The 25,611-nt window shown below is 55.3% G+C and carries 19 protein-coding genes, 1 tRNA gene and 1 pseudogene; 6 read left to right on the top strand and 15 right to left on the bottom strand.

Annotation, left to right across the window (positions count from 1 at the left end; translation table 11 throughout):
* Window positions 1-27: 27 nt before the first annotated feature.
* Entirely contained in the window at window positions 28-1,467 is a 1,440-nt protein-coding gene (locus HYW18_01320) for a hypothetical protein (protein MBI2484771.1), read from the top strand.
* On the opposite strand, the gene thrS is transcribed toward HYW18_01320, so the two are convergent.
* The 4 genes from thrS to HYW18_01300 all read right to left on the bottom strand — a co-directional run bounded on the left by thrS (window position 1,418) and on the right by HYW18_01300 (window position 9,106).
* Window positions 1,418-3,151: a threonine--tRNA ligase gene (gene thrS / locus HYW18_01315; protein ID MBI2484770.1), complete on the bottom strand. Its 1,734-nt coding sequence runs from the start codon at window positions 3,149-3,151 to the stop codon at window positions 1,418-1,420. The two genes, HYW18_01320 and thrS, sit on opposite strands and share 50 nt — an antisense overlap.
* Window positions 3,152-3,156: 5 nt before the next feature.
* Window positions 3,157-4,272, bottom strand: a complete 1,116-nt coding sequence (locus HYW18_01310) for a hypothetical protein (protein MBI2484769.1) — start codon at window positions 4,270-4,272, stop codon at window positions 3,157-3,159.
* A gap of 31 nt (window positions 4,273-4,303) precedes the next feature.
* Window positions 4,304-7,855 (bottom strand): DNA polymerase III subunit alpha, encoded by a 3,552-nt coding sequence (dnaE, locus tag HYW18_01305; GenBank protein MBI2484768.1) that lies wholly within the window; start codon window positions 7,853-7,855, stop codon window positions 4,304-4,306.
* 351 nt (window positions 7,856-8,206) lie between these two features.
* Window positions 8,207-9,106, bottom strand: a complete 900-nt coding sequence (locus HYW18_01300; protein MBI2484767.1) for a hypothetical protein — start codon at window positions 9,104-9,106, stop codon at window positions 8,207-8,209.
* Between the two features lie 499 nt (window positions 9,107-9,605).
* Here HYW18_01300 and HYW18_01295 point away from each other — a divergent pair.
* Window positions 9,606-9,681, top strand: a tRNA-Ser gene (locus HYW18_01295).
* A gap of 155 nt (window positions 9,682-9,836) precedes the next feature.
* Here the strand turns inward: HYW18_01295 and HYW18_01290 are convergent.
* The 6 genes and pseudogenes from HYW18_01290 to rseP all read right to left on the bottom strand — a co-directional run bounded on the left by HYW18_01290 (window position 9,837) and on the right by rseP (window position 16,722).
* Window positions 9,837-10,685: a hypothetical protein gene (locus HYW18_01290; GenBank protein MBI2484766.1), complete on the bottom strand. Its 849-nt coding sequence runs from the start codon at window positions 10,683-10,685 to the stop codon at window positions 9,837-9,839.
* A gap of 445 nt (window positions 10,686-11,130) precedes the next feature.
* Window positions 11,131-11,774: pseudogene (locus tag HYW18_01285) on the bottom strand (phosphoribosyltransferase).
* A 110-nt stretch (window positions 11,775-11,884) separates the two neighbouring features.
* Window positions 11,885-12,178: a hypothetical protein gene (locus HYW18_01280; GenBank protein MBI2484765.1), complete on the bottom strand. Its 294-nt coding sequence runs from the start codon at window positions 12,176-12,178 to the stop codon at window positions 11,885-11,887.
* Window positions 12,179-12,186: 8 nt separating this feature from the next.
* A complete protein-coding gene (locus HYW18_01275) occupies window positions 12,187-14,574 on the bottom strand; it encodes a phenylalanine--tRNA ligase subunit beta (GenBank protein ID MBI2484764.1) in 2,388 nt (795 codons plus the stop codon).
* Window positions 14,575-14,577: 3 nt separating this feature from the next.
* Entirely contained in the window at window positions 14,578-15,615 is a 1,038-nt protein-coding gene (gene pheS / locus HYW18_01270) for a phenylalanine--tRNA ligase subunit alpha (GenBank protein ID MBI2484763.1), read from the bottom strand.
* A gap of 3 nt (window positions 15,616-15,618) precedes the next feature.
* On the bottom strand, window positions 15,619-16,722 hold the full coding sequence (gene rseP, locus HYW18_01265; protein MBI2484762.1) for an RIP metalloprotease RseP: 1,104 nt from the start codon (window positions 16,720-16,722) through the stop codon (window positions 15,619-15,621).
* A gap of 373 nt (window positions 16,723-17,095) precedes the next feature.
* On the opposite strand from rseP, the gene HYW18_01260 reads away from it, so the two are divergent.
* Window positions 17,096-17,266, top strand: a complete 171-nt coding sequence (locus tag HYW18_01260; protein MBI2484761.1) for a hypothetical protein — start codon at window positions 17,096-17,098, stop codon at window positions 17,264-17,266.
* 66 nt (window positions 17,267-17,332) lie between these two features.
* Window positions 17,333-18,457 carry a diguanylate cyclase gene (locus HYW18_01255; protein ID MBI2484760.1) on the top strand — a complete coding sequence of 375 codons (1,125 nt, stop codon included), beginning with the start codon at window positions 17,333-17,335 and terminating at the stop codon, window positions 18,455-18,457.
* A 48-nt stretch (window positions 18,458-18,505) separates the two neighbouring features.
* Here the strand turns inward: HYW18_01255 and HYW18_01250 are convergent, their stop codons facing one another.
* From HYW18_01250 to HYW18_01230, 5 genes are all read right to left on the bottom strand, one after another.
* Entirely contained in the window at window positions 18,506-19,663 is a 1,158-nt protein-coding gene (locus HYW18_01250; GenBank protein MBI2484759.1) for an ATP-grasp domain-containing protein, read from the bottom strand.
* Window positions 19,650-20,519 (bottom strand): PLP-dependent lyase/thiolase, encoded by an 870-nt coding sequence (locus tag HYW18_01245; GenBank protein ID MBI2484758.1) that lies wholly within the window; start codon window positions 20,517-20,519, stop codon window positions 19,650-19,652. Before HYW18_01245 ends, HYW18_01250 begins: the two co-directional genes overlap by 14 nt.
* A 141-nt stretch (window positions 20,520-20,660) precedes the next feature.
* Window positions 20,661-22,088, bottom strand: a complete 1,428-nt coding sequence (locus HYW18_01240; GenBank protein ID MBI2484757.1) for a hypothetical protein — start codon at window positions 22,086-22,088, stop codon at window positions 20,661-20,663.
* A complete protein-coding gene (locus HYW18_01235; GenBank protein MBI2484756.1) occupies window positions 22,048-22,743 on the bottom strand; it encodes a C40 family peptidase in 696 nt (231 codons plus the stop codon). The genes HYW18_01240 and HYW18_01235 overlap by 41 nt, the downstream gene beginning before the upstream one ends.
* Window positions 22,740-24,089 carry a phosphomannomutase/phosphoglucomutase gene (locus HYW18_01230; GenBank protein ID MBI2484755.1) on the bottom strand — a complete coding sequence of 450 codons (1,350 nt, stop codon included), beginning with the start codon at window positions 24,087-24,089 and terminating at the stop codon, window positions 22,740-22,742. Before HYW18_01230 ends, HYW18_01235 begins: the two co-directional genes overlap by 4 nt.
* Before the next feature lie 53 nt (window positions 24,090-24,142).
* Here HYW18_01230 and HYW18_01225 point away from each other — a divergent pair, with 53 nt between their 5' ends.
* Window positions 24,143-24,697, top strand: a complete 555-nt coding sequence (locus tag HYW18_01225; GenBank protein ID MBI2484754.1) for a LemA family protein — start codon at window positions 24,143-24,145, stop codon at window positions 24,695-24,697.
* A 1-nt stretch (window position 24,698) separates the two neighbouring features.
* Entirely contained in the window at window positions 24,699-25,589 is an 891-nt protein-coding gene (locus HYW18_01220) for a M48 family metallopeptidase (GenBank protein MBI2484753.1), read from the top strand.
* Window positions 25,590-25,611 lie beyond the last annotated feature (22 nt).

The following is a 25,611-nucleotide window of genomic DNA, read 5'->3' as shown; positions in this document are numbered from 1 at the left end:
TCGGCGCCATGCTACCATGTGGGACGTATGTCTCAAAGACACCTCGATCGCGGCGTCGCCGACCCCGCGTCCCATGCCCTCTCCGAAGAAGAGGCGCGAAAAGAAATGGCGGGATTGTTTAAAGGGCTGGAAGGTAAAGAACGGATCGTCACGTCAACGGATGGAAAGACGGAGTCCCCTCGCGGAAAGAGCCGGGCAAAACCAGTAGCGCGCAAAACAGCAGAGTCCGTACAAGAAAAAGCCGATCTTTCTCCAACGGCTCCTGTAGGACCAAGGAGCGAGGAAGAAGAGCCGACCAGAAAAGCGCCTCGAGCGAAAAAAGAAGAGGATGACTTGGATGCGCCGCCAAAAAGGACAGAATTGAAACAAGCAGACGAAAAGAAAGAACGCGTGGCATCCTTCCTTGCCGATTACCGCGGGGTCCCCGATGTTTTAGCGCAGATCATTTACGCAGCGGCAAATCTTTCAGCGTCAGGCGGGATGAAGGAGTCCCACGTGGGGCAGGCGGTGTTGAAAGAGGCGCAGAGCATGTTTGCAGACAGCAAACCCGGAGCCCTATTGAGCGACTTCCCCTCCAACACGGCTATGATGGCCGAGATGACGTTCGCCATGCGTGAACTTGCTGGTGTGCCCAAAGACAAAATTCAGAGGGAACGCGTGGCGTACCAACGGGATGTCGCGCGACGCGTGGCAGAAAAGAGTGGGGGAAAGGCGACGATGGAAATGCCGACAACAAAGAAGGGAGCAGCTCCAAAAGAAATAAAGAAGATAGAATCCGGCACGCAGGATGCACAAGTGATTCCGAGTCTTGAAGCTCATATTCCGGCCGATCGTGTGAGCCCCGTTCTTCCTCGCGAACGCGTACGCGAAAATGAAGAGGCGGAGCGACGCGAGTTGGAGTCCTACGTCATCCCGATCGAAGCGGACTTCTTGCGCCGTGAACTTGGGTGGGAATACATCCCGCGCGAGCTTTATCGGTTTAATCCAGCGACCCCATCTGCCTTTGAGCGCATGGGGATGTTGTTATCAGATTTCGCCGAAAACAGGGTAGACGAACGAAACCTTGAGTGGGTCCTTCTTACGCTTGAAAAAGAGGGTTACTCTACAGAATTGAAAAAGTTTTTCGGGAGAAACGAACGCGTCTCGCCGGCGAGCTATGAGCGTGCCCCAGTAAAAAAACAGGAGGCCATGCGGGAAGCCATCCGCGAGACCATGTCCGCCTACTGGAAGGACAAACTTATAGAGCTCAACAAAAACCGGCTCGCTCCCTCGAATATAGAAAAGCGGATTATTCTGGGCAGAGAGCCAAAGGACAGTTTGGGAAACGAAGCAGCAAAGCGTCAACGCCAGGCGGAAGCACGCGATCTGGACATTCCGGCGTTACCGGATGCTTCCTATATTCCCGCACAGGCATCGGCTAAACCGATCGTGCGGAAAGGATTTTTGAGACGGCTTCTTGGGCGCTGATCGCAAGAGGCTTGTCCGAACCAAACACTTTGACCTGGAAGTCGCCACCGGCGACTTCTTTGTCGCCCACCACAATCGTCCACGGGACTTTTTGCATAGCGGCCTTGCGCACTTTGCCGCCGATTTTTTCGCTGCTTACATCTATATCCACTCGAACACCCGCTTTGCGCCACTCCTGTGCAAGAGCACGGACGAATTCTTCATGCCTTTCCCCCACGGACACAAGCACCACCTGTACGGGCGCCAGCCAGAGCGGAAACGCCCCCGCATAATGCTCGATAAGAATAGCCATAAAGCGCTCAAGGGAGCCGGAGATCGCACGGTGAATCATGACCGGACGCTTTTTTTCTCCGTCTGTGTCTGTATACTCAAGCCCAAAGCGTTCCGGCTGGTTGAAGTCAAGTTGGATCGTCGCCAGTTGCCACTTACGGCCAATTGCATCGCGTGCAATGAAGTCAATTTTGGGACCGTAAAATGCCGCCTCTCCGACAGCTTCCTCGTAGGGAAGCCCAAACTCCTTCAGGAGATCTCGCAATATCCCCTCTGCCCTTTCCCACACCTCCCGCGCCCCAAGATACTTTTCCGGAGCCGCCGGGCCAGAAATGGAGAGGTGGGCCTCAAGAGGCATGTGAAACCGCCCATAAAATCCCTGAATAATTTTATAGATGTTTCGCGCTTCATCAAGAATCTGGTCCGGGGTACAGAAAACATGCGCGTCGTCCTGGGTAATAGAGCGCACGCGGGAAAGGCCCTGAAGCTGTCCGGTGTTCTCGTCACGATATACTTTTGTAACCTCGGAGTACCGAATAGGGAGGTCGCGATACGACCGCGGACGGCTTGCATAAATCTGCGTGTGGTGGGGACAGTTCATCGGCTTCATGACAAACGCTTCACTAGTTTTTTTACTCGAGATATGAAAAATGTCATCCGAGAACTTGTCCCAATGCCCACTTGTTTTGTAGAGTTCGGCCTTTGCCATGTGCGGAATGTCTACACGTTCGTACCCGAAAGGCTTCATGAGTGACCACACAAACCGCTCCAAAAGGCGTCGGATCGTTGCTCCTTTCGGAGTAAACAGGGGAAGCCCCGGCCCCACAAGAGGAGAAAAGGTAAATAGATCAAGCTCCACCCCAAGCTTGCGGTGATCACGTTGCTTGGCCTCCTCCATCATCAGAAGATATGCATCCAAATCTCCTTTTGTGGGAAAAGCCGTGCCATAAATCCGTGTGAGCATGGGGTTGCGCTCATCCCCACGCCAATAAGCACCCGCAAGCGAAAGAAGTTTGAAATGTCCCATCTCCTTCTGCGGATTCTTTACATGTCCCCCGCGGCAGAGATCTATGTAATCGCCCGATTGATAGAGCGTAATAGGCTGCTTGTCACTCACGATCTGATCGATAAGTTCGAGCTTATACGGGTTATCGCAAAATAAGTCTCTCACTTCCGTGGCTGTCGCCTTGCGGCGCTCGAACCCTTCCCATGTTTTGAGAATAGCATGCATTTTTTCTTCGATCGCCGGCAGGTCGGTCTCGGAGATCGGTTTGAGAAATTCAAAGTCGTAATAAAATCCTTCTTCAATCGCGGGGCCGATAGTGCGCCTGGTGCCGGGATATAACTCCATGACCGCTGCGGCTAACAGGTGGGCGGTTGAATGACGCAGATGTTCCAAGTGTTCCTTGTCCATAAACATTACGGTTCGTTCACGATGATTTTAATTTTATTCGGCGCGCGTGGCACACGTCGGCGCCAGCTTGGGCGCAGTTCCACTTCCACGGTTTTCGCCAAGTTATTCTCCTCAAAATATTGCACGACTTCTTGCGACGTCATCCCCGCAAATACCCCACGCGAAAGCGCCTCATGCGCCGCCGAAGGGATCGCGGTCCCCGAAAGCTCTACCTTAAGCGTCGCCGTTTCCAGAGAGACATCTGCTCGATCCACGTTGATACGGAGATCCTCCGCCGAAACCCCTACCGGACGCAACCCTTTTGCTACATCATCATAAAGTCCACGTTCTGCCTCGCGGTAAAGACTTTCTTCATCAAAAAACACTCCGGTAATATTAGAGACAAGCCGCACCGTATAGCGGTCCGTCTCGGCACCTGGTGCTGTATCGCTGGCACGCTCTTTTACTTCGACGAAGAAAGCCTCTCCATCGAATACGCTGGCTGCCTCGCGCAATTCCTCCCGCACACGCTCGACACTCTTTGCTTTCAAGTCCGCCTCGGCCTTTTCCAAATCTTTCTCTGTAAGCACCCGCACGTATCGAAGTCCACCGGTCATGGGCTCTTTGCTTTCTGCGTAAATCACCGCCTGGAGCGACTCGGAGAGACCGGGAATAGTAAATTTGCTGGGACCAACATCTCCGCCGGCACCCGGCTGGTCAGCCACAATGCGTGCTTCCTTTGACGTCTTCCCAGAAACGGTCATCGTCTTCTCGAGCCGGAAAAGCACGCCGGATTCGGAAAGGAAGCGCGTCGTGGCCACAAGCGTCTGCTCAATAGAGCGATCATTGTAAACGGTCACTATGCCAGATGCTTTTCCCTCTTTAGGTTCCGCCAGAGCACCCTCTTCCTTTGGCAATTCAAAGCTTTCGGAAATCTCCACTGTGCGCGCTAAGACACGTCCGCGAAGTTCATCCTCCCGAACCGGATTTTTGCTTACATCCACAAGAAAGGATGACGAAATTTGTTGTTCAGTCGGCGTCACACGGATCGTCGCGGAAACAAGCGAGGCATACAAGACAGCCAAAAGCAGGAAGGCCGTGATAAAAACAAAGCCAAAGGCGATGCGGCGATAGACATTCATATGCGACGGATAGTATCAAATTTCCAGAGGCTTATCCAACTTCGATATTCTGGGGGCCCAAGATATTCCGCAGGTTCTCAAGAAGGGCCGGATCGAGCGAGACGCGGTACTCCGTCTCGACCTCACGGAACCTCCCAATAGATTCGACCAGAAGAAAGACGGGTTTGTTGCCTGGATACACCTTCAACGCCTCGCGGATCTCCCCTATTACTGCACGGTCCGGCCTCCCGCGCAGAACGATATTGAGCCGCCCCGGTTCCTCTTTGGGAGTCTGCACCGGCAAGACGGCAACGGAAGCTCTTCCCGTCCCCGCAGGAGAAACCGTTTTTGGCTCCTGCTCGCTTGCTTCCGGCACAAGCCAGAGACCATCATGAAGCATGTCCGCAACAGGAGAAATATTTTGAAACGAAATAGGGATAATACTGTTCGCCACAAGCTTCACTTCCTCCTCTTCTCGTTTGGAGATTTTGACGGAGATGAGGCAGGGAGCGTCATTTTTTATATGATCCTTGCATTCGGCGTACGTACGCGGGAAGAAAATAACTTCCGCCTGGGCTCTTCCGTCACCGAGCCGCGCAAAGGCCATCTGGTCCCCTTTTTTTGTAGTAATCACGGAAAGATCCGAGAGCATCCCCCCTACGCGTGCGAACGTATCCGGCTTCTGCCCTATAGCGTCGGCGATCGACACAACATACTTCGAGACGTGTGGGAGGACTTCCGACCACGGATGCGCACTTACATACAAGCCGAGAAGTTCTTTCTCCCATGCCAATCGTTCAAAACGGCTTGCCGCAGGAGCAGGCGAGAGGGAGAGACGTTCGCCGGTGGCAGAGGGCGAGAGGTCAAAGAACGACGTTTGTTTTTGTTCACGCGCTTTTTGAACATGTTTGTTGTACGCAAGGATTTGATCCACGTTTTCGAGCATCTGCCGGCGCTCCCCGAAAACATCTAGTGCTCCCGCCTTGATAAGAGCCTCCAGAGATTTTTTATTAAACGCGCGGTGCGTCACACGAGCGGCAAAATCCGCAAGATCAGTAAACGTCCCGTGCGTCTTTCGTTCCTCCACAATAGTATTCACCACTTCTACACCAAGATTCTTCACGACCAAAAGCCCAAAGCGGATTGTTTTATCGTCCACGTAAGTGAAATCTCTAAATGAAATATTCACATCGGGGCCCAACACATCCATGCCCATGCGGCGGCATTCCGTAACAGCCGCGGCGATCTTATCCAAGTCGGAAGCCTCTGCCGTCATGAGCGCTGTCATGTACTCCGCCGGGTAATTCGCCTTCATGTACGCTGTCTGGTACGCCACCATCCCGTAGGACGCGGCATGCGCCTTGTTGAATCCATATGCCGCAAACGGCTCAATAAGCAACCACAGCTCGTGCGCTTTTTTGGCCGACAGTCCATGCGCCACGAATCCTTCAAGCAGCTTCTCTTTCTGCTTGGCCATCTCTTCGGGAATTTTCTTCCCCATCGCTTTGCGCAATTTGTCGGCTTCAAGCCACGAATAGCCCGCGAGGTGAATGGCAATAAGCATCACGTCATCCTGATAGACAATAACGCCATACGACATATCGAGGATACTTTCCATGCGCGGATCCAGATACTGGATAAGAGACGCATTGTGCTTGCGGCGGATGTACTCGGGAATAGATTCAATAGGCCCCGGACGATACAAGGCCACCATCGCCATGATGTCTTCAATACGTTCCGGCTTAAGCTCCATGAGATACTTCGTCATGCCATCCCCATTCAACTGAAACAGCCCCATCGTTTCCCCGCGTGCTAATAGGGAAAAAGTCTTCCCGTCATCCACAGGAATTTTCTCAAGTTCAATCTCGACTCCCTTAAGCTTGCGCACCAACTTGACCGCATCTCCAAGAATGGAGAGGTTGCGGATGCCAAGAAAATCCATCTTGAGAAGCCCGGCGGCTTCGACAGATTTCATTTCGTACTGCGTGATCACTTTCCCCTCACGCGTATCGCGCTGGAGCGGCGTAAAGTTTACAAGAGGGGTAGGCGCAATAACGGTGCCGGCGGCGTGAATGGAGACATGCCGCGCCCGGCCCTCAATACGGCGTGCTACGTCAATCACGCGCCGGACATCCGGCTCCGTGTCGTAGCGCTTTTTTAAGTCCGGGCTTTCTCCAAGCGCGCGCTCAAGCGTCATAGGAAATCCCTGGCTTCCCATCGGCACAAGTTTGGCGACTCCATCTACAAATCCATAGGAAAAACCGAGCGCACGACCAACATCGCGGACACTTCCGCGCGCCAACATCGTGCCAAACGTACAAATCTGCGCCACTTTATCGGCACCGTATTTCTCCGTCACGTATGCCAGCATTTCATCACGCCGGTTGTCCGCAAAGTCTCCGTCCACATCGGGGGCGGAGGGACGCTCGGGATTCAAAAAGCGCTCAAATGGAAGACGGTAGCGGAGCGGATCTACGGTAGAAATGCCGATGGCGTAACTTACGAGGGACCCGGCCGCCGAGCCGCGCGTCGTGGTCACGATGCCGTTGCGCCGCGCATACTGAATATAGTCAGAGACGATCAAGAAGTATGGCGCAAAAGCCTTGAAGTCAATGACGCCGAGTTCATAGTCCAAACGCTTTTGCATCTCCTCTGTAATTTCAGGAACTTTTTGTGCGAGCTCGGCATACGCGCGTTCGCGCAAAAATTCAATGGCTGTCTTCCCTGCAGGAATATCAATGTTGGCGAAATTCCACTTGCCAAGATCAAGCGTGAGATTACACCGGTCGGCGATGCGGCGCGTGTTTTCAATGGCTTCCGGGAGATCCGCAAAACGGGCGGCAATCCCCTCTGCATCAGAAAGCGAGGCGTCAAAATCATTCTGCGTGCCGCGCTCGACTTCCTCGAGTGTCCGACTCCCTTGAATACACGATTGCACGCGCCAAGCCTCTTGGTCGCCGCGGGCAAGATAATAGGCGTCGCGCGTCACCACAAGCGGGATCCCACACTCCTTCCCTATTTCCACAAGAAGGCTGTTCACCGTGCGCTGTTCGGCCAGCTCGGGCCGATCCACAAGTTCAAGATAAAAGTGCTCTGGCCCGAACATGTCTCTGTACCGCTCTGCAACTTCTCGGAGCTTGGTACGATCAGCTCCTTGCCGCGCCAACGTGGCAAGCTCGCTGTGATAGCCGCCGGAGAGGCAGATGAGACCCTCCTTCATGCTCGCAAGCAACTCGTCATCGAGACGTGGTTTATAATAAAATCCCTCGAGGAAACCTTGTGAGGAAAGTTTCATGAGGTTTCGGTACCCTGTTTCATTTTCCGCAAGAAGCACGAGCCGCCACGGCCGCGTATCAATACGCGCGCGCTTTTGTGTACGGCCGTAAGGCGCCAGATAGACGTCCATGCCGATAAGGGGCTTCTTCCCGGCCTCTGTCATTTTTTGATAAAACTCAATGGCCCCATAGAGTACCCCATTGTCTGTAAGCGCCATGGCGTCCATGTTTTGCGCATCACAAAACTTTACCAGTTCCTTCACTTTCGGAAGAGCCTCCAAAAGAGAGTAATGACTGTGCACATGGAGGTGGACGAACGGGCTTGGCATACCGGCCAAAGCGTACCACATCGGGCCTCCCGGCGGGAGTTGTCCAGTACTAAGCGTATTGGATACCAATTCTCTCTTAGTGATCTCTAAGAGACAACTTAGAGAGAAATTCAATTCCGTCGTAGAAACACGGCCTTGCAGAAAGTCTTATAGGCACCGGTCTTCACGCAAGGGCCGATCGGTCCTTACATGAAGATCACGACTGAGGTTGATATTACTCATCGACTCCTATGTCGCCACGAAGAGGCGGCCCAAAGAGAAGTCAGGAATTCGAAACCCAGTCAGATGACTGGGTTGATGGGCTCGGCCCGGAGGCGCGTTGGCACCCCCGAGCCGAGCAAGATGGTGAGGTCAGGAAACATTCATGGTGACGACGCAGTGCGGGTCACGGGAGTCGACCGTGAAATACGCTCCTCTACTCCTCCTGTCGTCGATTTCATGCCCCGATGCCAGGACGAGATCAGGCAGGACGAGCTTGATCTGCTCGATGGTCTGAAGGCCGTTCTCCCGCAGAACACCTTCAAGCGCGGCAGCGAACCCGGGCTCCGCCACGACGTGAACACGACCACTAGGCCGTTCCACCTTCTTGAGGTGTGAGACCAGGCTGTCGGCGGAGATGATGTAGCGGAACTCCAACCGATTGTTGACCGCATCTAAGCAGTGGTCCTCGCAGGTCAGCACCGGCAGGAGAAGCGTTGACGCAGTGTGCGTAAGGCACGATGCGTCGATCGTGACCTCCACGAGGAACTCGGCGGGGCTGGTCTGCCTATTGTAGAGGCATGCGATCTGGCACAGGACGCCGGCAAGGTATCCCGTGAATGCATCGCAGAGGATGTGGGGCTCGAGGCTCCGCTGAACGATGGAGAGATGCGGACGAGGTGCGCCTACGGACCAGTACTCCGATCGACGCGGGTGCGGTGCCCCCTTCCTCTCCTGCATGTGCGCGTGGACGATGGTACGAGCGTAGTAGGGATGGTGGGCACAGAGGGATGCGTATTCGGAGAGCTCTGCCTTCGCTACGTCATCATCGAAACGACGCCACGGCTTGGGACGCGTCTTCGTGTAGTCCTCCCAACCCTTCTCAAGAAGCCGCCGATCGTGCCGGAGCAGCTGATCCCCCTCGGGCATGATGTCGTGCAGACGTCGAACGTCACGCACGCTCACAGCCATCTGCCAGATCCGCGCGAGCTTCTTCGGATCCCTGTAGCCAAGCTTCCTGAAGTGCTCAAGAATCTCACTGAACGTCGACATGGTTTGTCCAAGGTCGTGAAACCATTCCGCCAAAGGCGCTCTGCGTCCCCGCAGAACCAAACCGACTGACCACATCCGGCTTGGAAATGTCCCATCCGTCTCCCGACGGATTTGCCTGGGATGTTGTTTCGCCGACCCGCTGCGTCCCCGCAACGTTTTCTCCCATGATTGAGAGAGGCCGGATAGCATCATACGTCCTCGTATGAGTCCCGCTGACAAGGCAGGATGCGGCTATTTGAGCACTATCGGAGAGAGGTGTCAATAACCGGAGTGTCGACATAAATTCTCTCTTAGTGATCTCTAAGAGACAACTTAGAGAGAAACCTCGAAAGAGTTGCAAAGTGGCACCGTGGCAAAGAGGAATAATCCACAAAATGCCATTGACAAAGAGACAATTCTGTGGTGGAATGCACCTAAGCTAGTGAGGTATTTCCTCTATCTAGGTGTCTCAAATACAACTCTCCCCTGGTGAGTTGTATTTGTTTCACCCCGGATCCGTGGGACTGTAGAGGTAATGGTAACCTCACTAGCGTCGACACCTAGAGTTGCCGGTTCGAATCCGGTCAGTTCCACCAGCCACAGAGGCAAGATCCGGGAACACCACTCCACCTTCGTCTCCACGGGGGTGGTTGTGGTTGTAAAAGTCGAAACCCAGTCAGACGACTGGGTTGAGATTGTTGGCTCGGCCCGAAGGCGCGTTGGCACCCAAGAGGCGAGCGAGGTTGGTGGATCAGGCAGCCTTGATGGGACGCCTGATGTCAGAGACCGGGACTCCCGCCGCATTCAGAGCTACCTTGAGGTCAGAGAGAAACGCATCGGGTGCGATCCATTCGCCCATCGTGACCGATGAGCTCGCCTCGAGCGGCAGGTTGCAGGGTACCGTGATGCACATCGTGCAGGAAGTCGTTGCGGCAGACCGTCCCCGCGTACCGCTGTGCCGTTGAATCAGAACAAACTCCTTAGGAACCTTATCGATGAAGCGGTCGACAACATGTGCATCGAGCCTCTGGAACGAGGCATCTGCTGCGCACACTTCGACCATCCATCCACGATTCGGATATTGATGGAGCTCGACACTCGCGTTCATCAGACATTCGATCATCTCAACGGTAAACATGGCAGGGCTCTGAAACCTGGAGAGGGTCTCCTCCGTCACCCCCGTCACTCCCTCAGCCTCCTCTACAAGCAGAACGCAAGATGAAGACGGAGAACGCCCCTCTGATCGATTCCCTCCGAACGCCTCGACAAGACGATCGATGTAGTAGCCAGAGACATTTGTCTGAGGGTCTACGGACCACTGCAGGAGAAGGAGTGCTCGCGAGGCTTCGAGAAGCTGGAGCTTGTAGAAGGTACGGCCGAGGTCACCACCGTTCAGGTCCTTCCAGACCTTCTTCAGACGGATCACGTCAGCCTTCACGAGCTGCCAGTGGGCCGACAGGAGCTTGTGGTACTCGTACACCTGGCCCATGCTCTGCGAGAGCGCCAGAAGGACGCAGTACAATGGACGAAGGGGGGCGGGAACGAACTCGACGAACTCCATGTAGGAGTCGACCCGAAGGTCCTTTTTCTTAACAGGCATGTCGTCACCTCTAGTCGTTTGGAACCTCGCGAGCCGTCAGAGACGGGGTGTGCCAAGTGACTAACTCGGCACGGCGAGAGGGCCCCGCAGAGCGGGGGTCGTCCCTTATTGTCCTTCCTGCGTCAGTGACGCCGGCGGCCGCCCAGAATTGAGCGGCGGCTTTTGACCTGTCAGCGACAGGAACCCGTTGACGAAGCGGGTTGAACGTATTTGAGCACCATAAAAGGCGGGTGTCAATCAAAAACGTAAAAAGGTGCCAGGCACCAAAACATTGAGCAAATTGGTGCCAGGCACCGAAATGCTTGGCTCAAGATCCGAACCTCATATAAGTGCCGATCGACACTTAGGTGAGGTTCGAAACCAGCTTTTAGTCCTCTCTCAAAAACTCGAAACCACGTCTCTAGGACGTGGCTGTAAAGAAAGAACTTTGTTCAGATCGCTCTGCTCACGAGTGGGTAGCCTTGCGAGCGAGGAAGTCGTGGCCCTTGCCGACATCCGTGTTGACAGGAACCCCCTTTGCGCACAGTGGGCACGCCAGCTCGCCCCAGGAGTCAAGCGTGATGTTGAGAAGCGATACGAGCTTGGGCACTTCGCCCACGTGTCTGGCCATCACCCCACCGCGGTTGCAGAGCGCGCCCACGCCCACCACATCGCCACCCACCGCACGCACGGCGAAGACCGCCCCGCGTACCGACTCTCCCGTGGTGAGAACGTCCTCCACCACGAGCACCCGCTTGCCCTGGACCAACGCGCCGTAGCCGCGATTGAGAACAAAGCCCGTCGGCGCCTTGTCGGCATAGGCCGCCAGGACCCCAATCGAAGTCCGGGACCGCAGATGATGCGCCGTCCACTGGGAGAGAATGATCCCGCCCATGGCCGGACCCACGACGACGTCCACCTGGTCCGTGTCGAATGCCTGAGCCAGGTACCAGCACAGAGCGGTGACCTTCTCCGTGTGTGGGTAGATGGCGTCCTTGTTGACGTAGGCATTCCCGTGACGTCCGCTCGTGTAGACGAAGGCCCGTCCGTGAGAACTGCCCCTGTCTCTTTGAGAATGCGCGAGATGTTGCTCGTAGAGTCTGTGTCCACGGAACCTCCTACCGGTGGATGTTGACGAAACGGGGTGCAGGCATTTGATCACCATAACGAGCGAATGTCAACCAATATCAAAACGGGGCACGAGCCCCGTTTTTCTATCTCTATTTCTTTTTCTTCACCTTCTTCTCCTCTCGCCGGGTGGCAAGCATATCCACAATTTTCTTCCCCGCCTCAAGCGCCAGCATCATGCCAGACGTCGCGTGATCAAACCTGTTGCGGATACCGCTGACTGCCTGCTCAAGTTTCGCCACCGACCCGCGCACATCAGAAACCGTGTCATTTACATTTTTCAGAAACACCGCCAACTGATAAATAAGCCAACATGCAAACGCCGTAAACCACAGCGCGCAAAAAGCGAGTACGATAAACAGAATGTCTTTAGCGTCAAGCAACATAGTCCTCCTTATGTGCGCATGGTAACACGAAATTGTTTTTCGAGCATCTGTGTCACAGTGGATAATGCACGCTCCACCTCTTCGGACGTGAGCGTCCGATCATCGGCGCGGAATTCCACGTGCCATGCCATAGACTTTTTCCCTTTCTCGATCCCCTCCCCTTCATAGGCATCAAACATCTCGCTTTCGCGCAGAAGCGGGTGCGCTCCGGCCAACGCTTCCTGTATGGCGCGGTGCTCTACGGTGCGCTCAATCACAAACGCCACGTCACGTTTCACGCTTGGAAACTGCGGCAAAGCGCTGAACATCTTTGTTTTATTTGCCAGCGGCACAAGTTGCGGCATATCAAGCTCGAACAGCGTTACGCGCTCGTGTATACCAAAACGCTTTTGCACATCCGGCGCCATTTCACCTAGCACGCCAAGTGTCACCCCTCCCTTCTTTATGCAGGCACTCCGGCCAGGATGCCAGTGTGGGTCATCCGTCAAGCGTTCAAACGTCCACCCGACGATCCCCATGGCTCCAAGCAAGCGCTCGAGTACTCCTTTCGCAGAAAGAAAATCGTTGGCCTCCCGTCCGTAGCCGGCGTAAACAAGTCGTGTCTCTTCGCGGGGCAAATCTCCCATTCGCGGTATATACACGGCAGCAAGTTCAAACACGCGCTCAGAAGAAGTAGCACCCTGGTTGCGCTCGATCGTCCGGAGCACACTTGGGATGAGAGAGACGCGCAGATATTTTTGATCTTCCGAGAGTGGATTCACAAATGCAAGCGCGTCGGATGGCATATGGCCGAAATCACGCAGGTCCTCTTCGCTGGCAAACGAATAATGATAAAGCTCCGTGGCTCCCGCCTGCCCCATAATTTCTTTTGCCTGCTCATTCCAATAGAGAACGGGGCTCCAGACATCGGGCTGCACCGGCGCACGCGGCAGGGTCGCCGGCAGATTCGCGTAGCCAAAGACGCGCGCCACTTCCTCGGTAAAATCCACGCTTTCCTCAATATCATGGTCGCGCCAAAACGGCACGCGGAGCATAGGGGAGCCTTCCTCGTTTACAAATTCAAATCCGAGCGATTCAAGAATCCGGCGCTGCTCATGCGGAGGAATCTCGTAACCCAAACGATCATTCACCTCGTCCGCGCTGTAGGGAAATGTGAGCGGGTGGTAGGCCTCTTCACGGATGTCCACAAGCCGGCTCGCCACGCGTGCTCCCGCCAACTCCTGTAACATCTCCACCGCACAGGAGAGCGCAAATGGCGGCGCTTCGGTGGAAAGACCTTTCTCAAACAACAGTTGGGAGTCCGAGAAAAGATTGAGGGCGCGAGCTGTGCGACGCACCTGCACCGGCTCGAAGGTGGCGCACTCAAGCACCACGCGCGTTGTCGCCTCTGACACTCCCGTTTCTTGTCCACCCATCACGCCAGCCACCGCAACAGGGTGCGTTGCATCGGCAATCACGAGATTGTCAGGCTTAAGTTCGTAAGCATTTCCATTGAGCGCCATAAGATGCTCCCCTTTTTGTGCGCGGCGCACAACAATTTCTCCGCCAGAAAGTTTATCGTAGTCGAAGGCATGCATGGGCTGGCCGTACGCGTGCAGCACATAGTTCGTGACGTCCACCACCACGTTAATCGGACGGTGCCCGGCAAGCAGGAGCCGTTTTTGAAGCCACCAGGGCGAAGGTTCGATCTTCACGCCGTCAAGCACGATGCCTTGATACCGCGGGCAGAGTGCGGGTTCGCGAACATGTACCGACAAAGAAATCTCCTCGGCCTCTGGGATCTGGGGATCGGGCTTCCACACAAATTGTCCAGCCTCCACGGCTCCCGCCTCTCGTGCAAGCCCCACCATGCTCATTGCATCGGGGCGATTTGTCGTGACTTCGATATCAAACAACGTGTCGTCAAGGTCAAGCGCCTCTGCCGCCAACGTACCCGGCTCGGCAGACGTCAGTACCGAGATGTCCCAAATAGCTCCGTCAGGCTGGGAGAGTTTTTCAAACCCGATCTCGTCGGCTGCGCAAATCATGCCGTGACTTTTCTCGCCACGGATTTCTGTCTCTTCGATCGTTACGAGTTCCCCCTCTCCATGCCAACGCACATGAGCCCCCGGAAGAGCAACGGCCACGGAGAGACCCGGAGCAACGTTTGTCCCTCCGCACACAACTTGCACCGTCTTCTCTCCCACATCCACGTCCACAAGCCGAAGTCGATCCGCCGTAGGATGCGCACGCACGTCTTTGATGCGCCCCACAACAATGTGGGCAAAACGTTCCGTGAGTTCATGCCGGTACTCGACCGACATACCCGATGCGGACATGCGTTTGGCAAATTCCTCCGGCGCGGCCGGGTTCTTCAGATAGTCTTTGATCCAAGAATAGGGAGCAAGGATGTTCATACGCTAAAACTGTTTCAAGAATCGCAAATCGTTCTTATACAACTCACGCATATCTGGCAAGCGGATTCCATCGCGCATCATAAGGACGCGTTCAACACCAAATGCAAACGCAAAACCACGATAGATCTTCGGATCAAGCCCGCCGGCACGAAGCACGTTCGGATGTGTCATGCCCGCTCCGGCAAGTTCAAGCCATCCTTGCTTACACAAGCGACAACCACTCCCGCCACAGACCGCACAGTTAATATCAATCTCGAAACTCGGCTCGGTAAAGCGGAAGTGATGCGGGCGCAGACGAATTTTCCGATTGCGTCCAAAGTATTCGTACACAAAAAACTCGATGACCCCTTTCAACTCGGTAAACGTCGCTTGCTTGTCAATCACCTCCGTCTCAAATTGGTGATGAATCGGCACATGAGAAACGTCCGACTGTCGCCGATAAGCCTTCCCAATATAAAGCGCGCGGAATGGCGGTTTCAATGTTTCCATAAGACGCACCTGATTGTTCGAGGGATGTGGCGTAGCAAGCAGCTTCCCCTTTGGCCCTTCCGGCACGTCCAGAAAATATGTTTCCCAATTATCACGCGCCGGGTGATCGGGGGGCATGTTAAGAGCCTCAAACGCGTAGTAATCCCAATCCACTTCGGGCACGGGATAGCGCGTGAAGCCGATGCGCGCAAAAATTTTCTCCACTTCGGCAATCGTCTGCGAAACAATATGAAGATGACCTGCCCTCGGCGCCGTGCCGGGAAGCGTCACGTCGATCCACTCTTCTTTTCCGAGCGACGCTTTCTCTGCTTTGCCTAGACGCGACGCGGCCTCTTCAAAAGCACGCGCGAGTTCCGTCTTTGCGGTATTGGCCGCTTGGCCAAATGCCTTACGCTCTTCGGGAGAGGTCACGTTAAGCTTATCCATCGCCTGCGTCAGCATCCCTTTGCGGCCAAGCACCGCGACACGCGCATGCTCAAGCGCTTCGGCGGAATTCGCCTGCGCAAAAAGTTTTTTCCCCTCTTCCGTCATCGAGATAAACAGGTCTTCCATATGCTAGGCAGAAGTAAAGGCACCAAAAAGTTCGCGGCCAAGCCGCACAAGATCACGATACGTCACCAGCACGACAAGAAGCAAAAGAAGAAGGAACCCGAGATTATGCACAACGGTCTCAACATGCGCGCTCACACGCCGCGCGCGTACAGCCTCGATGAGAAGAAAGAAGATCCGCCCGCCATCGAGAGCGGGGATCGGCAGAATGTTCAGCACTGCCAGATTAAGGGAGAGGAGGGCGGTAAATTGAATAAGGTAGGGGATGCCAAGACGCGCAACCTCGCCTGTCATAACCGCAATCCCCACAGGCCCAGAGACTTCAAAGGGTACAGGCTTGGCGTTCACGAGCGAGCGGAGAAGGTCCCAAAACCCCACGACAATACTCCGCGTGAGTTGCCCCGTCGCCACAGCCCCGTGAGCAACTGCTGAAGGAACCGGGTATGACACGATCCCCGAACGCATAAGCACCACGCCGATCACGGAACCTTCCACACCGGCAATCTCTTCTTTTGTCAGCGTGAGGCGCACGTGCGTTTCCCCACGGCGGAGCAAAAGCTCCACGGGCTCCTCTGCGCGAGCTAAATAGCTGTAGGCCATTTCGGTGGTTGAAAAAAGCTGATTGTCTATCATGACAAGCTCATCGGCCACTTTTATTCCTGCGCGGTCTGCGGGACTCTCCGGAAGAACTTCTACAATGCGCGTCGCCTCCCCGTGCACGCGCGCGCTTGCGGGAAGCGTGTCGTCTACCACCGAGGGAAGTCCTGTCGCAAACCCAACCGAGAGAAGAACAAATGCTAAAATCACATTCATCGCCACACCTGCGACGAGTACGCTAAAACGGACAAAGACTGATTTGTGGGCAAAGCTGTCCCCTTCCTCGGCATAGTCCCCGCTCTCCCCTTTTATTTTCACAAAGCCACCAAGCGGGATTGCGTTAATGGAGTAGAGGGTGGCACCACGACGCATCCCAAACAATCGTGGGGGAAATCCGAAGCCAAATTCTTCTACCTTCATCCCTGCCCGCCGCGCCATAAGAAAGTGACCAAACTCATGCGCAAAAACGAGGAGGGAAAGAACGGCAATGAACACGAGGACCGTGACGAACATAGTGACGAAATGATACCTGTTTTGCCGCGCGTTGACAAAGGAAGATGGGTGTGGTGGTATGGGAGCAGCAGCCGGGACCGCGCGGCCCCAACACGGCGTCTCGGCGAGCCCCGCCGGTCACCCGCAACCATGCGCGGGGCAAAAACAGGACGGCCACTGGGAAGCGCCAAGCGCGCTCGCCAACCCTCCCCCCCCGGAGCGCGTGTAACGCTCCCGGTGGCCGCTCCTGTTTCTTTGATCCTTCTCCCTCGAGAGCACTTCGGTGCTCTCTTGTTTTTTTATTTTATTGTCCGACACCTAGTGTTGAACAGACGGGATTGACGAGATTCAAAAAACAAGGTAGCTTCATGGCGGGTTTCACCCTGGAGGATCCATGCCAAGCCAACGACCCTTCGATCCGTTCCTCGTTCGCCCAAGCCACGCCGATGTCGTGGAAGAACTCGCGGCGGACTTGCGGAGCCGCCCCGTGCGCCTGCCGCCGCCCAACCGCGACGACCGACGAGACACGGGGAGCAAGTCCCCGTCGTCCATTCCCAAGCGCTGACCGAGTCCCTCGGTCGTTCCCTTCAAAAGGCCCCACGGCCTTTTCTTCGTACCCATCGGAGATTCTGTGGATACTCTACCGACGACCCTGCTCGAAGCTCACGCGCGCATTCGAGAACTCGAGGACAGAATCCTCGCAGAAGAAAAAGAGGTCGAGCGCCTCAACAGAGACCTGGAGCGGAAAGACGCCGAGATCCAACGGCGGCGGCGCGACGGTCTCACTGGGCTGTTCCGCCGCGACGAGCTCTGGCCGCACTTGGCCGCGCTCATCCGCCGCTTCATGGACACGCCCGTGGCGGGAAAACTCATGCGAGGACTCCCGATCGAGAACCTGACGCCAGCGGAAATCGCCTCGATGAACACCACGCTCATCTGGGGAGATCTCTCTTACTTGGCGCTCGCCAATGCCTACGGGCATGAGGTGGGCGACCAGGTTCTGGAGCGCTTCGGCGCGACCTTGCAGAGCTTCCTCGACACCGAACGCCTCGCGACGGGATACGACGAGCATGGAGAGAACGTCCTCCTTCTGCGCCACTTCGGGGTGCGGCACGGTGGCGACGAGTTCGTCGTCATCCTCGCCGACACGCACATGGAGGAGGCCGCGACGCTCATGGCAGAGATGGCCCTGCGCTACAAGAAGGAGCGCATCTCTCGGCTCATCTTTCCTCTGCGAGTGGACTACGGGCACTGCCACATCTGGGAAGCCTTCGAGGCCTACCAGTACTGGACCCGCTTACGCGGCGTGCCCCGAACCTTTCGCGACCGTGTAACCTTGATCCGCCGAATCATGACCACCATCGCCGACACCCGTTCAAAGAAGAGCAAGATGATCGCGCGCATCGGCCTTGTGGCACGCATCCTCGTTCTGCAGGAGTCGCGCTTCACGGAGCTCCTGCCCTACATCACGAAGGGTATGCACTTCCCGCGCCAGAGCCTTGACGATCTCGTCGCGGCCGCGCGTGTCAGCCAGACCGAAACGGGCAAGGTCCTGGACATTCTTGCCCTCGATGAAGACGTCCGCCGTGCCGTCAACACCGTCTTCGAGCAGACGCAAGAGCAGATGCGCCACGAACTCGCAACGCTCTCGCCGCACAACGGCGAAGACCTGGCGCTCTCCCGCTTGGCGCACCTCGCCACGCAAGGAGAAATGCACCGCTTTCTCGATGGCGAGGTCGGTATTCAAACGCTCTAATTCCTCGTTCTTTCTCCACATCCCGCCCTTACTTGGCGGGATTTCGTTTTAACATGTAGGCAATCCTGCCAATTCCTCTGGCGAGAAGAGACCGCGTTTGTACACCACCGCAAACGGCTCGCCCGGCGGAACCTCTGTGCCGGGAGCCCTTGCCACCATCGTCTTCTCCCCCCCGCGCAATACGCTCCACGGAGTGCGTGGCGGCACAGAAGAACATTTCATGGTTTCTGATTTCTCGTTGCGCAACACGACATGCGATTCCATAAATCCATCCGCCAGACGTCGCTGTTCCTGGACAAGATCAAGTGTATAGGGGATTCCGAGTGTCTCGAGAACGTGAAGAAGCGCAAAGGGCGTCTGCCCTGCCTCTTTTTGCATGGCGGAAAATACTCCGCACGAAGCCGTGAGCCGCGGATTACACTCAATCCACCCCACGATAGTTCCATCTTTCACCAGCACATCAAGACCGAACCACCCGCTGTATCCTTCCCGGTGAAGATGTGCGCCAAACCGCTCCGCCTGCCCCATGATTTCAAGCGCCAACTCATCCCCAATGGGAACATGCGCATTCCCGCACGTCGTAAAAGGATTCGATGTTCCGTAAGCCGCAACATTTTGAAGCTGGAGAAATGGACGCGAAACAAGGGTGCCAAATCTTGTCACAACACCGTTCAATGTCCACGTTTCTCCTTCCAACCACGGGCTTATCTTTGCGGGAAAGGAGGCAATTTCTTTCTTCAAATTCTCAAAGACTTCCAGAGATCCGACTCCATGCGTGCTTGATCCTGCGTGCCCTCGCTCTTTCTGTACAACAAGACGGGGGCCAAACCGCTCACGAAGCGCTGCATACGAGAGCTTCTCAAGCGGGCTTACGAGATACGGGAGAGTCGGCAAATGCACCGCAAGAAATTCGTTATTGATGGTGAGCTTGTTTTCAAAACGACGATTCAACTCGACCGACGGCGCGCAAAGTCTCCACCCACGATCCCCTGCTATCTTGGAGAGCTTGGGCGCTGGCTTCATAACAAGAACGGCAGAGTTTTTTGGGATACGCCGGGTAACATCTGCATACTCAAATAAATCAATCGTTGAAAGGCACCCCGGTTGGTCTACAAGAAAACATGCGTTTGGAAACACTTCCTCGAGACCCCACAAGTAAAGGTCATGCGGATGGACAACAAAAATAGGTTCTTCAAACGCGGGCATGTTCTGCATAGATTCTGTCAACATCCTCAAAGGTCTCTGCGCGATAGAGGTTTGCGGCTTGTGGATTCATGGTTCCCACACCCCAATCCTTTCCAGAAACGATCCATAGAATGCGCCCATTAAGCTGGCGCTCTAAAACGATGGCAAGACTCGCCGCCGCTTCTCTGGCAACGCATATGCCCGCACGCGTGAGCAACTTTTGTGTTCGCTCTACGGCATCGTCTGAGACATCTACAAGTTCCGCAACGTCTGCAACATCCGCAAGACGAGGGCTCTTTTCAATCCCATAACACCCCACCGACAGGTTCCTCGCGGCAAAAAACTTTGGGCGCGGTTCCGCACGATAGCCACGGCACATGCCAAGCATGCTGGCCCCGCTTGTGCAAAAACTCACGATTACATCCACTCCCCCGTATTCCTCCACCTGCTCGGCAAGTTCTTCTCCAAGCGGGACAAACCCAAGTACCGCACGATCGTCTATCGAAGGACGAAGATTGCGTATGCGATAGTGGGCCGCAAGATAGTTCGCGAGTCTCATGGCGCGTGTTGATTGAATCACCACAGGGTCGTACGCCAAAAGCGCTGCCGTCTTTGCAGAAGAAAGATTGGGCGGGACAAAAGCAAAAAGCGTGACCCCCTGGGCTTTCGCCTCGTGCGCAAGCGAGATTGCCGCATTCCCCGAAGAGGAAACCACCCCGGCACGCTCTCCATGCTCCACCATATCCTCTATCTGCCGGAGAGCGCTTCGATACTTAAACGAGCCGGTCGGCGTCTGATCCTCCCTCTTCAAAAACATGCGCTCCACGCCAAGCGCTTCCGCAAGATCTCTTGACTCCTCTAGAGGGGTAAGATACATACGCGCTATACTAGCACAGACAAGATTTATCTATTCCTTCTATGCCTTCCTGCCCAGACTGTTCTGCCGAAATCGCGTTGCCGGAGGACCCATCCGTGGGGCACGTTTCCGTGTGCGAGAATTGCGGCGCCGAGCTTGAGCTTACTTCGCTTGAGCCTGTTTCTCTACGCGCCATTGAAGAGATGAAATAACGGCCTCGAGTCCCTGCGGGAGATACCGCGAGGCAAAAAACGCTCCAGCCGGCGAGACAAGGATCGCTCCCCCGCGTGGAGTTTTTTTGTGCGCGTCTTCAAGCGCCTCACGCGCCGTGTTAAAAGTGGAAAGAGGGACGCCAAGCGTGCGAAGTGCATCGGCTACCTCACTTTCCACTCCACAGACCACAACACCTTGCTCCTTCAGGGTTTGCGCGAGCGGCGCATAATCCACCCCTTTAGTTGAACCACCAAGCACCACCGCCAATGGTCGTCCGGAAAACGCTTTCACCCCACGCCGCGTGGACTCCATGCTCGTCCCGCTCAAATCGTTGATCAGTTCCCGCTCGTCCACAAACCCAAGCGACTGCAGACGTTCTTTCACCGCCGCAAATGTCCGCACGCCTTTTTTGATCTCTGCAGACGACAAACCAAGAAGCTTCACTGCAGTAACCGCGGCCAACACATTCTCCACATTATGTTCCCCTGCAAGCGGCATGTCAGCGAGAGAAAGAAGGCACTCATCCTGCATCCATATTTCTTCTCCACGCACACAGGCGCCGTTTACCTCAAGATGCTTTGAAAATAAGAAACGGTTGGCGAGTCTCTTGTTTTGGTAACACGCCGTGATGGGGTTATCGGCGTTAAGCACCGCCACCGTCCCCGAACCAAGAATTCTCCCTTTTGTCTCGATGTATTCATCGAACGCTTTATATTCCGTCAAATGATTCTGCGTAACGTTGGTAATGACCGCGATGTTGGGGGTCTTCGGAAGACCAAAATTCAGGTGGCGATTACTGATTTCCAAAACGAGAAAACCGTTCGGATCAAGCGTGGAGAGTTCTGCAAGCATATGCGGACCGTGACGGTAATTGCCCGAAAGCCACGCGGGTTTCCCTGCCGATAAGAGAATGTGCCAAATAAGGTGAGCGGTCGTTGTCTTCCCATCACTCCCTGTCACACCGATGGTTTTGCACGGAGCCAGCGCCACATATAATTGCATCACGTTACGCAAACGCTCGCGCAGTGACGCGAGTCGTGCATTCTCCGGATAGAGTTCCCACGACTGCGGCACAAAAATAATGTCGGCCTCTTCAACGCCAGAAAGATACTCCGTGTCGCAGTGAAGCGGCACGGCAGCGGCACGCACACGAGAGAGGAGTTCGTTTTTTTGAGCGGGCTCTTGTAAACCGTGGCTCTGCAGAATTTCTTTTTCAAACGACTCTTTCGCACACAGAGCGTGTCCCACGATGTTTTGAAAGCCTTCGCGTCGCAAAAACAAGAGCACCGTCGTGCCTTCCACGCCGCTCGCGCCAACAACATGGATATTCTGCGTCTTATTCGTGAGATCGAATGCGTGTGGTTCCGAGAATGTCATACCGTTCTTGTACCGATTTTTTGGACTCGAGCGACACGCCTTGCTGGTCAAGACAGGCGTGAAGCACTTGGCCCCCTTCCCAACAAATACCCACATGGTCGCGGCTGCTCTCTCGATGACGCAATTGCAAAATATCGCCCGGCAAACAGGGTTCATCGTGCAGAGGCCGACCGGCCTTCCATTGATCCGTCGAGTGTCGCGGAAGCCAGACTCCGTGTACAAGCGCAAAATATCTTTGCACAAACCCAGAGCAATCTATACCTTTTGGCGTGTTGCCGCCGCGTACATAGGGTGTGTGACGATAGAGTTCGAAAAACGCCGCGTCGGTCAGCAGAGGCTCGTGAGGATGTTCAGGTGTTTCCACAACACGCAAGGCTTCTTTGCGCGCCCACCCCACCGTTCCTTCATGCAAGCGCACAAGAACCCACCCTTCGATGTCAGGCGAAAGAATGTGCAAGGAAGGATCCTTGCGCGTGATTTGCGTCGCGCGCAGACGATTGCGCGTTTCGCTCTTTGCTAGTTCTATCTGGCGAATGGGACGAGACCAAATATCTACCAACTCCTCGCCAGCGACCGCAAAAGCCCGGGGTTCTTTCCCCGCCATCCATCCTCGAACCTCTGGATGGCGATAGTCCGTATAGATGTTCGTTATCATACCGCCACAAGCGAGGAAATCTCCGCCTTCTTCTGCTCCATGAGCTCCGCCGAATCCGCCTCGAGCGTCAGCCGCACAAGAGGCTCCGTGTTGGAAGGACGAAGGTTAAACCACCACCCGTCAAAAAAGAACGAGACGCCGTCGATGTCCAGTCGTTGTTTCGCTACCCCCCCGTATCTTTCAACCACGCGCGCAAGAGCCGCTTCCCTATCGGCAACCTCAAAATTGATCTCGCCGCTGTGCGGCGTGCGAAAGGGCGCCACAAGTTCGGAGAGCTTTTTCCCTGAACGGGCAAGATGAGACAAGAGAAGAACAATCATATACTCCGACGCTTCCGCAGAACCAAATTCTTTAAAGAAGAAGTGACAGGAGAACTCCCCGCCAAAAACGCCGCCGTCGCGCACCAAGTGGCGCTTGAAATTTGCATGTCCCACTTCGGACATAACCGGCACGCCGCCCGCGGAGGTCACCGCTTCTGCCACGCGACGTGTCGAGCGAAGATCGTAGTAAATTTTCCCGCCCGGGTACCGTCGCAAGATATCAGGCGCCAGCATGGCGATAATGTGGTCTCCGCGGATCACCGCCCCTGTTTCGTCCAAAAAGACTACGCGGTCACCATCTCCATCGAGCGCAATACCGACGTGCGCATGCGCGGTCTCCATGAGCCTCCGTATATCGTGAAGGGTTTCTTCCTTCAATGGATTCGCCTCGTGGTTGGGGAAACGGCCGTCTGGATCAAGGTAGAGTCCTTGCCATGCGCATCCAAGCTTTTCAAAAAGCGGTCGCAGAACGAGACTCCCCATCCCATTACCCGCATCTACCGCAACAACAAATCCAGAAAGATCAGGAAGCGGGGCAGATTGTGAAAAAATCTCCTGCAGATACTCTTCTTCCACGTTGAGCGACGTCACACTTCCCGCGGCATGATCCGACACAGGCGCATCCGAAAGCACGAACTCCGCCACCGCCTCCATTCCATCCCCTCCTCCGACCACCGTACCGTCATGGCGCACTATTTTAAATCCGTTGTAGGCAACAGGATTGTGCGAAGCCGTCACCATCACGCCTGCGTCATGGTCGGGATAATGCGTCACGGCAAAATTGAAAAGCGGCGTGGAGCAAAGCCCAATATCCACCACATGCGCGCCTTCCGCCATTGCTCCCCCAACAACAGCTTCTGCAAACGCGGGACTTGTCTCGCGCATATCGCGTCCAACAACCAAACGTTTCGCTCCCGTGAGACGCACGACGGCCGCGCCAACACGGCGCGCTAATTCTTGGCTTAATTCTCCCTGCGCAAGCCCACGAATATCGTACGATTTAAAGATGGTTTTTGGAACATTCATATTGACGCGGCCTCCCCGCCGACGTAGGATGAGGATACACGAATATTCTTTCTATGTCACCTGTTTTTCTCATCATTTTAGCCGTTGTTGTTTTAGCCATTTTATGGCTCGTTATCACCTTTAACGGCCTGGTGCATGCACGCAACCGCGTCCATGAAGGGTGGTCAGACATCGAGGTACAATTGAAGCGCCGACACGACCTGATTCCCAATCTTATTTCGACAGTCCAGGGATATGCGGCGCATGAAAAGGACGTGTTCGACCGTGTGACGCACGCACGCGCACAGGCGATGAGCGCCACGACGCCGCACGACCAGGCCGCCGCTGAAAACATGCTCTCACAAACACTCAAGTCTCTCTTCGCCGTTTCCGAAAACTATCCCACGCTTCAAGCCTCGCAAAACTTTCTGGATCTTCAGCGCGACCTCACCGACGCCGAAGACAAAATCCAGGCAGCGCGCCGTTTCTACAACGGCCAAGTGCGTGATTACAACACGCGGATCCAGGTCTTTCCAAACAATCTCGTGGCCGGAAGGTTCGGCTTTACCGCTTCCGAGTTCTTCGACGCTCCCGACGAGCTCGTGAACCCGCCAAAAGTGAGCTTCTAACATGTATAACGCCCTCGCCCAAAACAAGCGCAAAAGCGCGCTTCTCGTCTTTGCCTTTGTCCTCCTCTTGCTCGCTCTAGGATGGGCGTTGGGCGTATGGCTTGGTAACCCCACGAACGGGCTCGTGATTGCTGGGGCCATTGCTCTCCTCACCACGCTTATAGGATATTTTGCCGGAGACAAGGTGGCGCTGGCTGTCGCGGGGGCCAAAAAAGTTGAGCGGCGCGATCACCCGGAACTCTATCGGCTCGTGGAAAATCTGGCGATCAGCGAGGGCCTCCCCACGCCATCCGTGTACCTCATCAGCGACAGAGCGCCCAATGCTTTTGCCGCCGGACGCGATCCGAAACATGCAGTGATCGCCGTGACACAAGGACTCCTCGACACTCTCGAGAAGGTCGAACTTGAAGGAGTGCTGGCGCACGAACTCGGACACATCAAGAATGCGGACGTGCGCTTCATGACACTCGTCGTCGTCCTGGTGGGCTCTATCATTCTGCTGTCGGACATGCTCACACGGAGTTTCTTGTGGGGGCGCGACCGTGACAACCGGAATGCCGGGCCTTTGCTCATCGTGGGCCTTGTCCTTGCCATTCTCTCTCCCTTTATCGCCGAACTCATCAAACTCGCCGTCTCGCGAGAACGCGAGTATTTGGCAGACGCGACAGCCGCGATGACCACGCGGTATCCAGAAGGATTGGCGCGGGCGCTCGAAAAAATTGCCACGCTCGACCAGCCGCTTGCGCGAGCTAATCACGCCACGGCGCACCTCTACATTGCGAATCCCTTCGACCCGCACATTACGCACCGAAAGTTTGAAACGTTGTTCTCCACGCATCCGCCCATTGAGGACCGTATCCGGCGGCTGCGTTCTCTCGGTGCAAGCGCCTAGTTACTCTGCACTCTCCCACTTT

The organism is Candidatus Uhrbacteria bacterium (assembly GCA_016187485.1).
Taxonomy (GTDB): Bacteria; Patescibacteriota; Patescibacteriia; order UBA9934; family UBA10169; genus JACPJO01.
Note: the sequence above shows the minus strand (reverse complement) of the source record. Positions and strands in the feature narration are given on the sequence as shown.

Bases quoted from the DNA above. Each gene is read 5' to 3' on its own strand.
- HYW18_01320 (MBI2484771.1), top strand. From the start codon at position 28: ATGTCTCAAAGACACCTCGATCGCGGCGTCGCCGACCCCGCGTCCCAT.
- HYW18_01225 (MBI2484754.1), top strand. From the start codon at position 24,143: ATGTCACCTGTTTTTCTCATCATTTTAGCCGTTGTTGTTTTAGCCATT.
- thrS (MBI2484770.1), bottom strand. From the start codon at position 3,151: ATGGACAAGGAACACTTGGAACATCTGCGTCATTCAACCGCCCACCTG.
- HYW18_01300 (MBI2484767.1), bottom strand. From the start codon at position 9,106: ATGTCGACGTTCAGTGAGATTCTTGAGCACTTCAGGAAGCTTGGCTAC.
- rseP (MBI2484762.1), bottom strand. From the start codon at position 16,722: ATGTTCGTCACGGTCCTCGTGTTCATTGCCGTTCTTTCCCTCCTCGTT.
- pheS (MBI2484763.1), bottom strand. From the start codon at position 15,615: ATGGAAGACCTGTTTATCTCGATGACGGAAGAGGGGAAAAAACTTTTT.
- HYW18_01280 (MBI2484765.1), bottom strand. From the start codon at position 12,178: ATGTTGCTTGACGCTAAAGACATTCTGTTTATCGTACTCGCTTTTTGC.
- HYW18_01310 (MBI2484769.1), bottom strand. From the start codon at position 4,272: ATGAATGTCTATCGCCGCATCGCCTTTGGCTTTGTTTTTATCACGGCC.
- HYW18_01230 (MBI2484755.1), bottom strand. From the start codon at position 24,089: ATGAATGTTCCAAAAACCATCTTTAAATCGTACGATATTCGTGGGCTT.
- HYW18_01245 (MBI2484758.1), bottom strand. From the start codon at position 20,519: ATGTATCTTACCCCTCTAGAGGAGTCAAGAGATCTTGCGGAAGCGCTT.
- HYW18_01235 (MBI2484756.1), bottom strand. From the start codon at position 22,743: ATGATAACGAACATCTATACGGACTATCGCCATCCAGAGGTTCGAGGA.
- HYW18_01250 (MBI2484759.1), bottom strand. From the start codon at position 19,663: ATGCCCGCGTTTGAAGAACCTATTTTTGTTGTCCATCCGCATGACCTT.
- HYW18_01260 (MBI2484761.1), top strand. From the start codon at position 17,096: ATGCCAAGCCAACGACCCTTCGATCCGTTCCTCGTTCGCCCAAGCCAC.
- HYW18_01220 (MBI2484753.1), top strand. From the start codon at position 24,699: ATGTATAACGCCCTCGCCCAAAACAAGCGCAAAAGCGCGCTTCTCGTC.
- HYW18_01275 (MBI2484764.1), bottom strand. From the start codon at position 14,574: ATGAACATCCTTGCTCCCTATTCTTGGATCAAAGACTATCTGAAGAAC.
- HYW18_01290 (MBI2484766.1), bottom strand. From the start codon at position 10,685: ATGCCTGTTAAGAAAAAGGACCTTCGGGTCGACTCCTACATGGAGTTC.
- dnaE (MBI2484768.1), bottom strand. From the start codon at position 7,855: ATGCCAAGCCCGTTCGTCCACCTCCATGTGCACAGTCATTACTCTCTT.
- HYW18_01240 (MBI2484757.1), bottom strand. From the start codon at position 22,088: ATGACATTCTCGGAACCACACGCATTCGATCTCACGAATAAGACGCAG.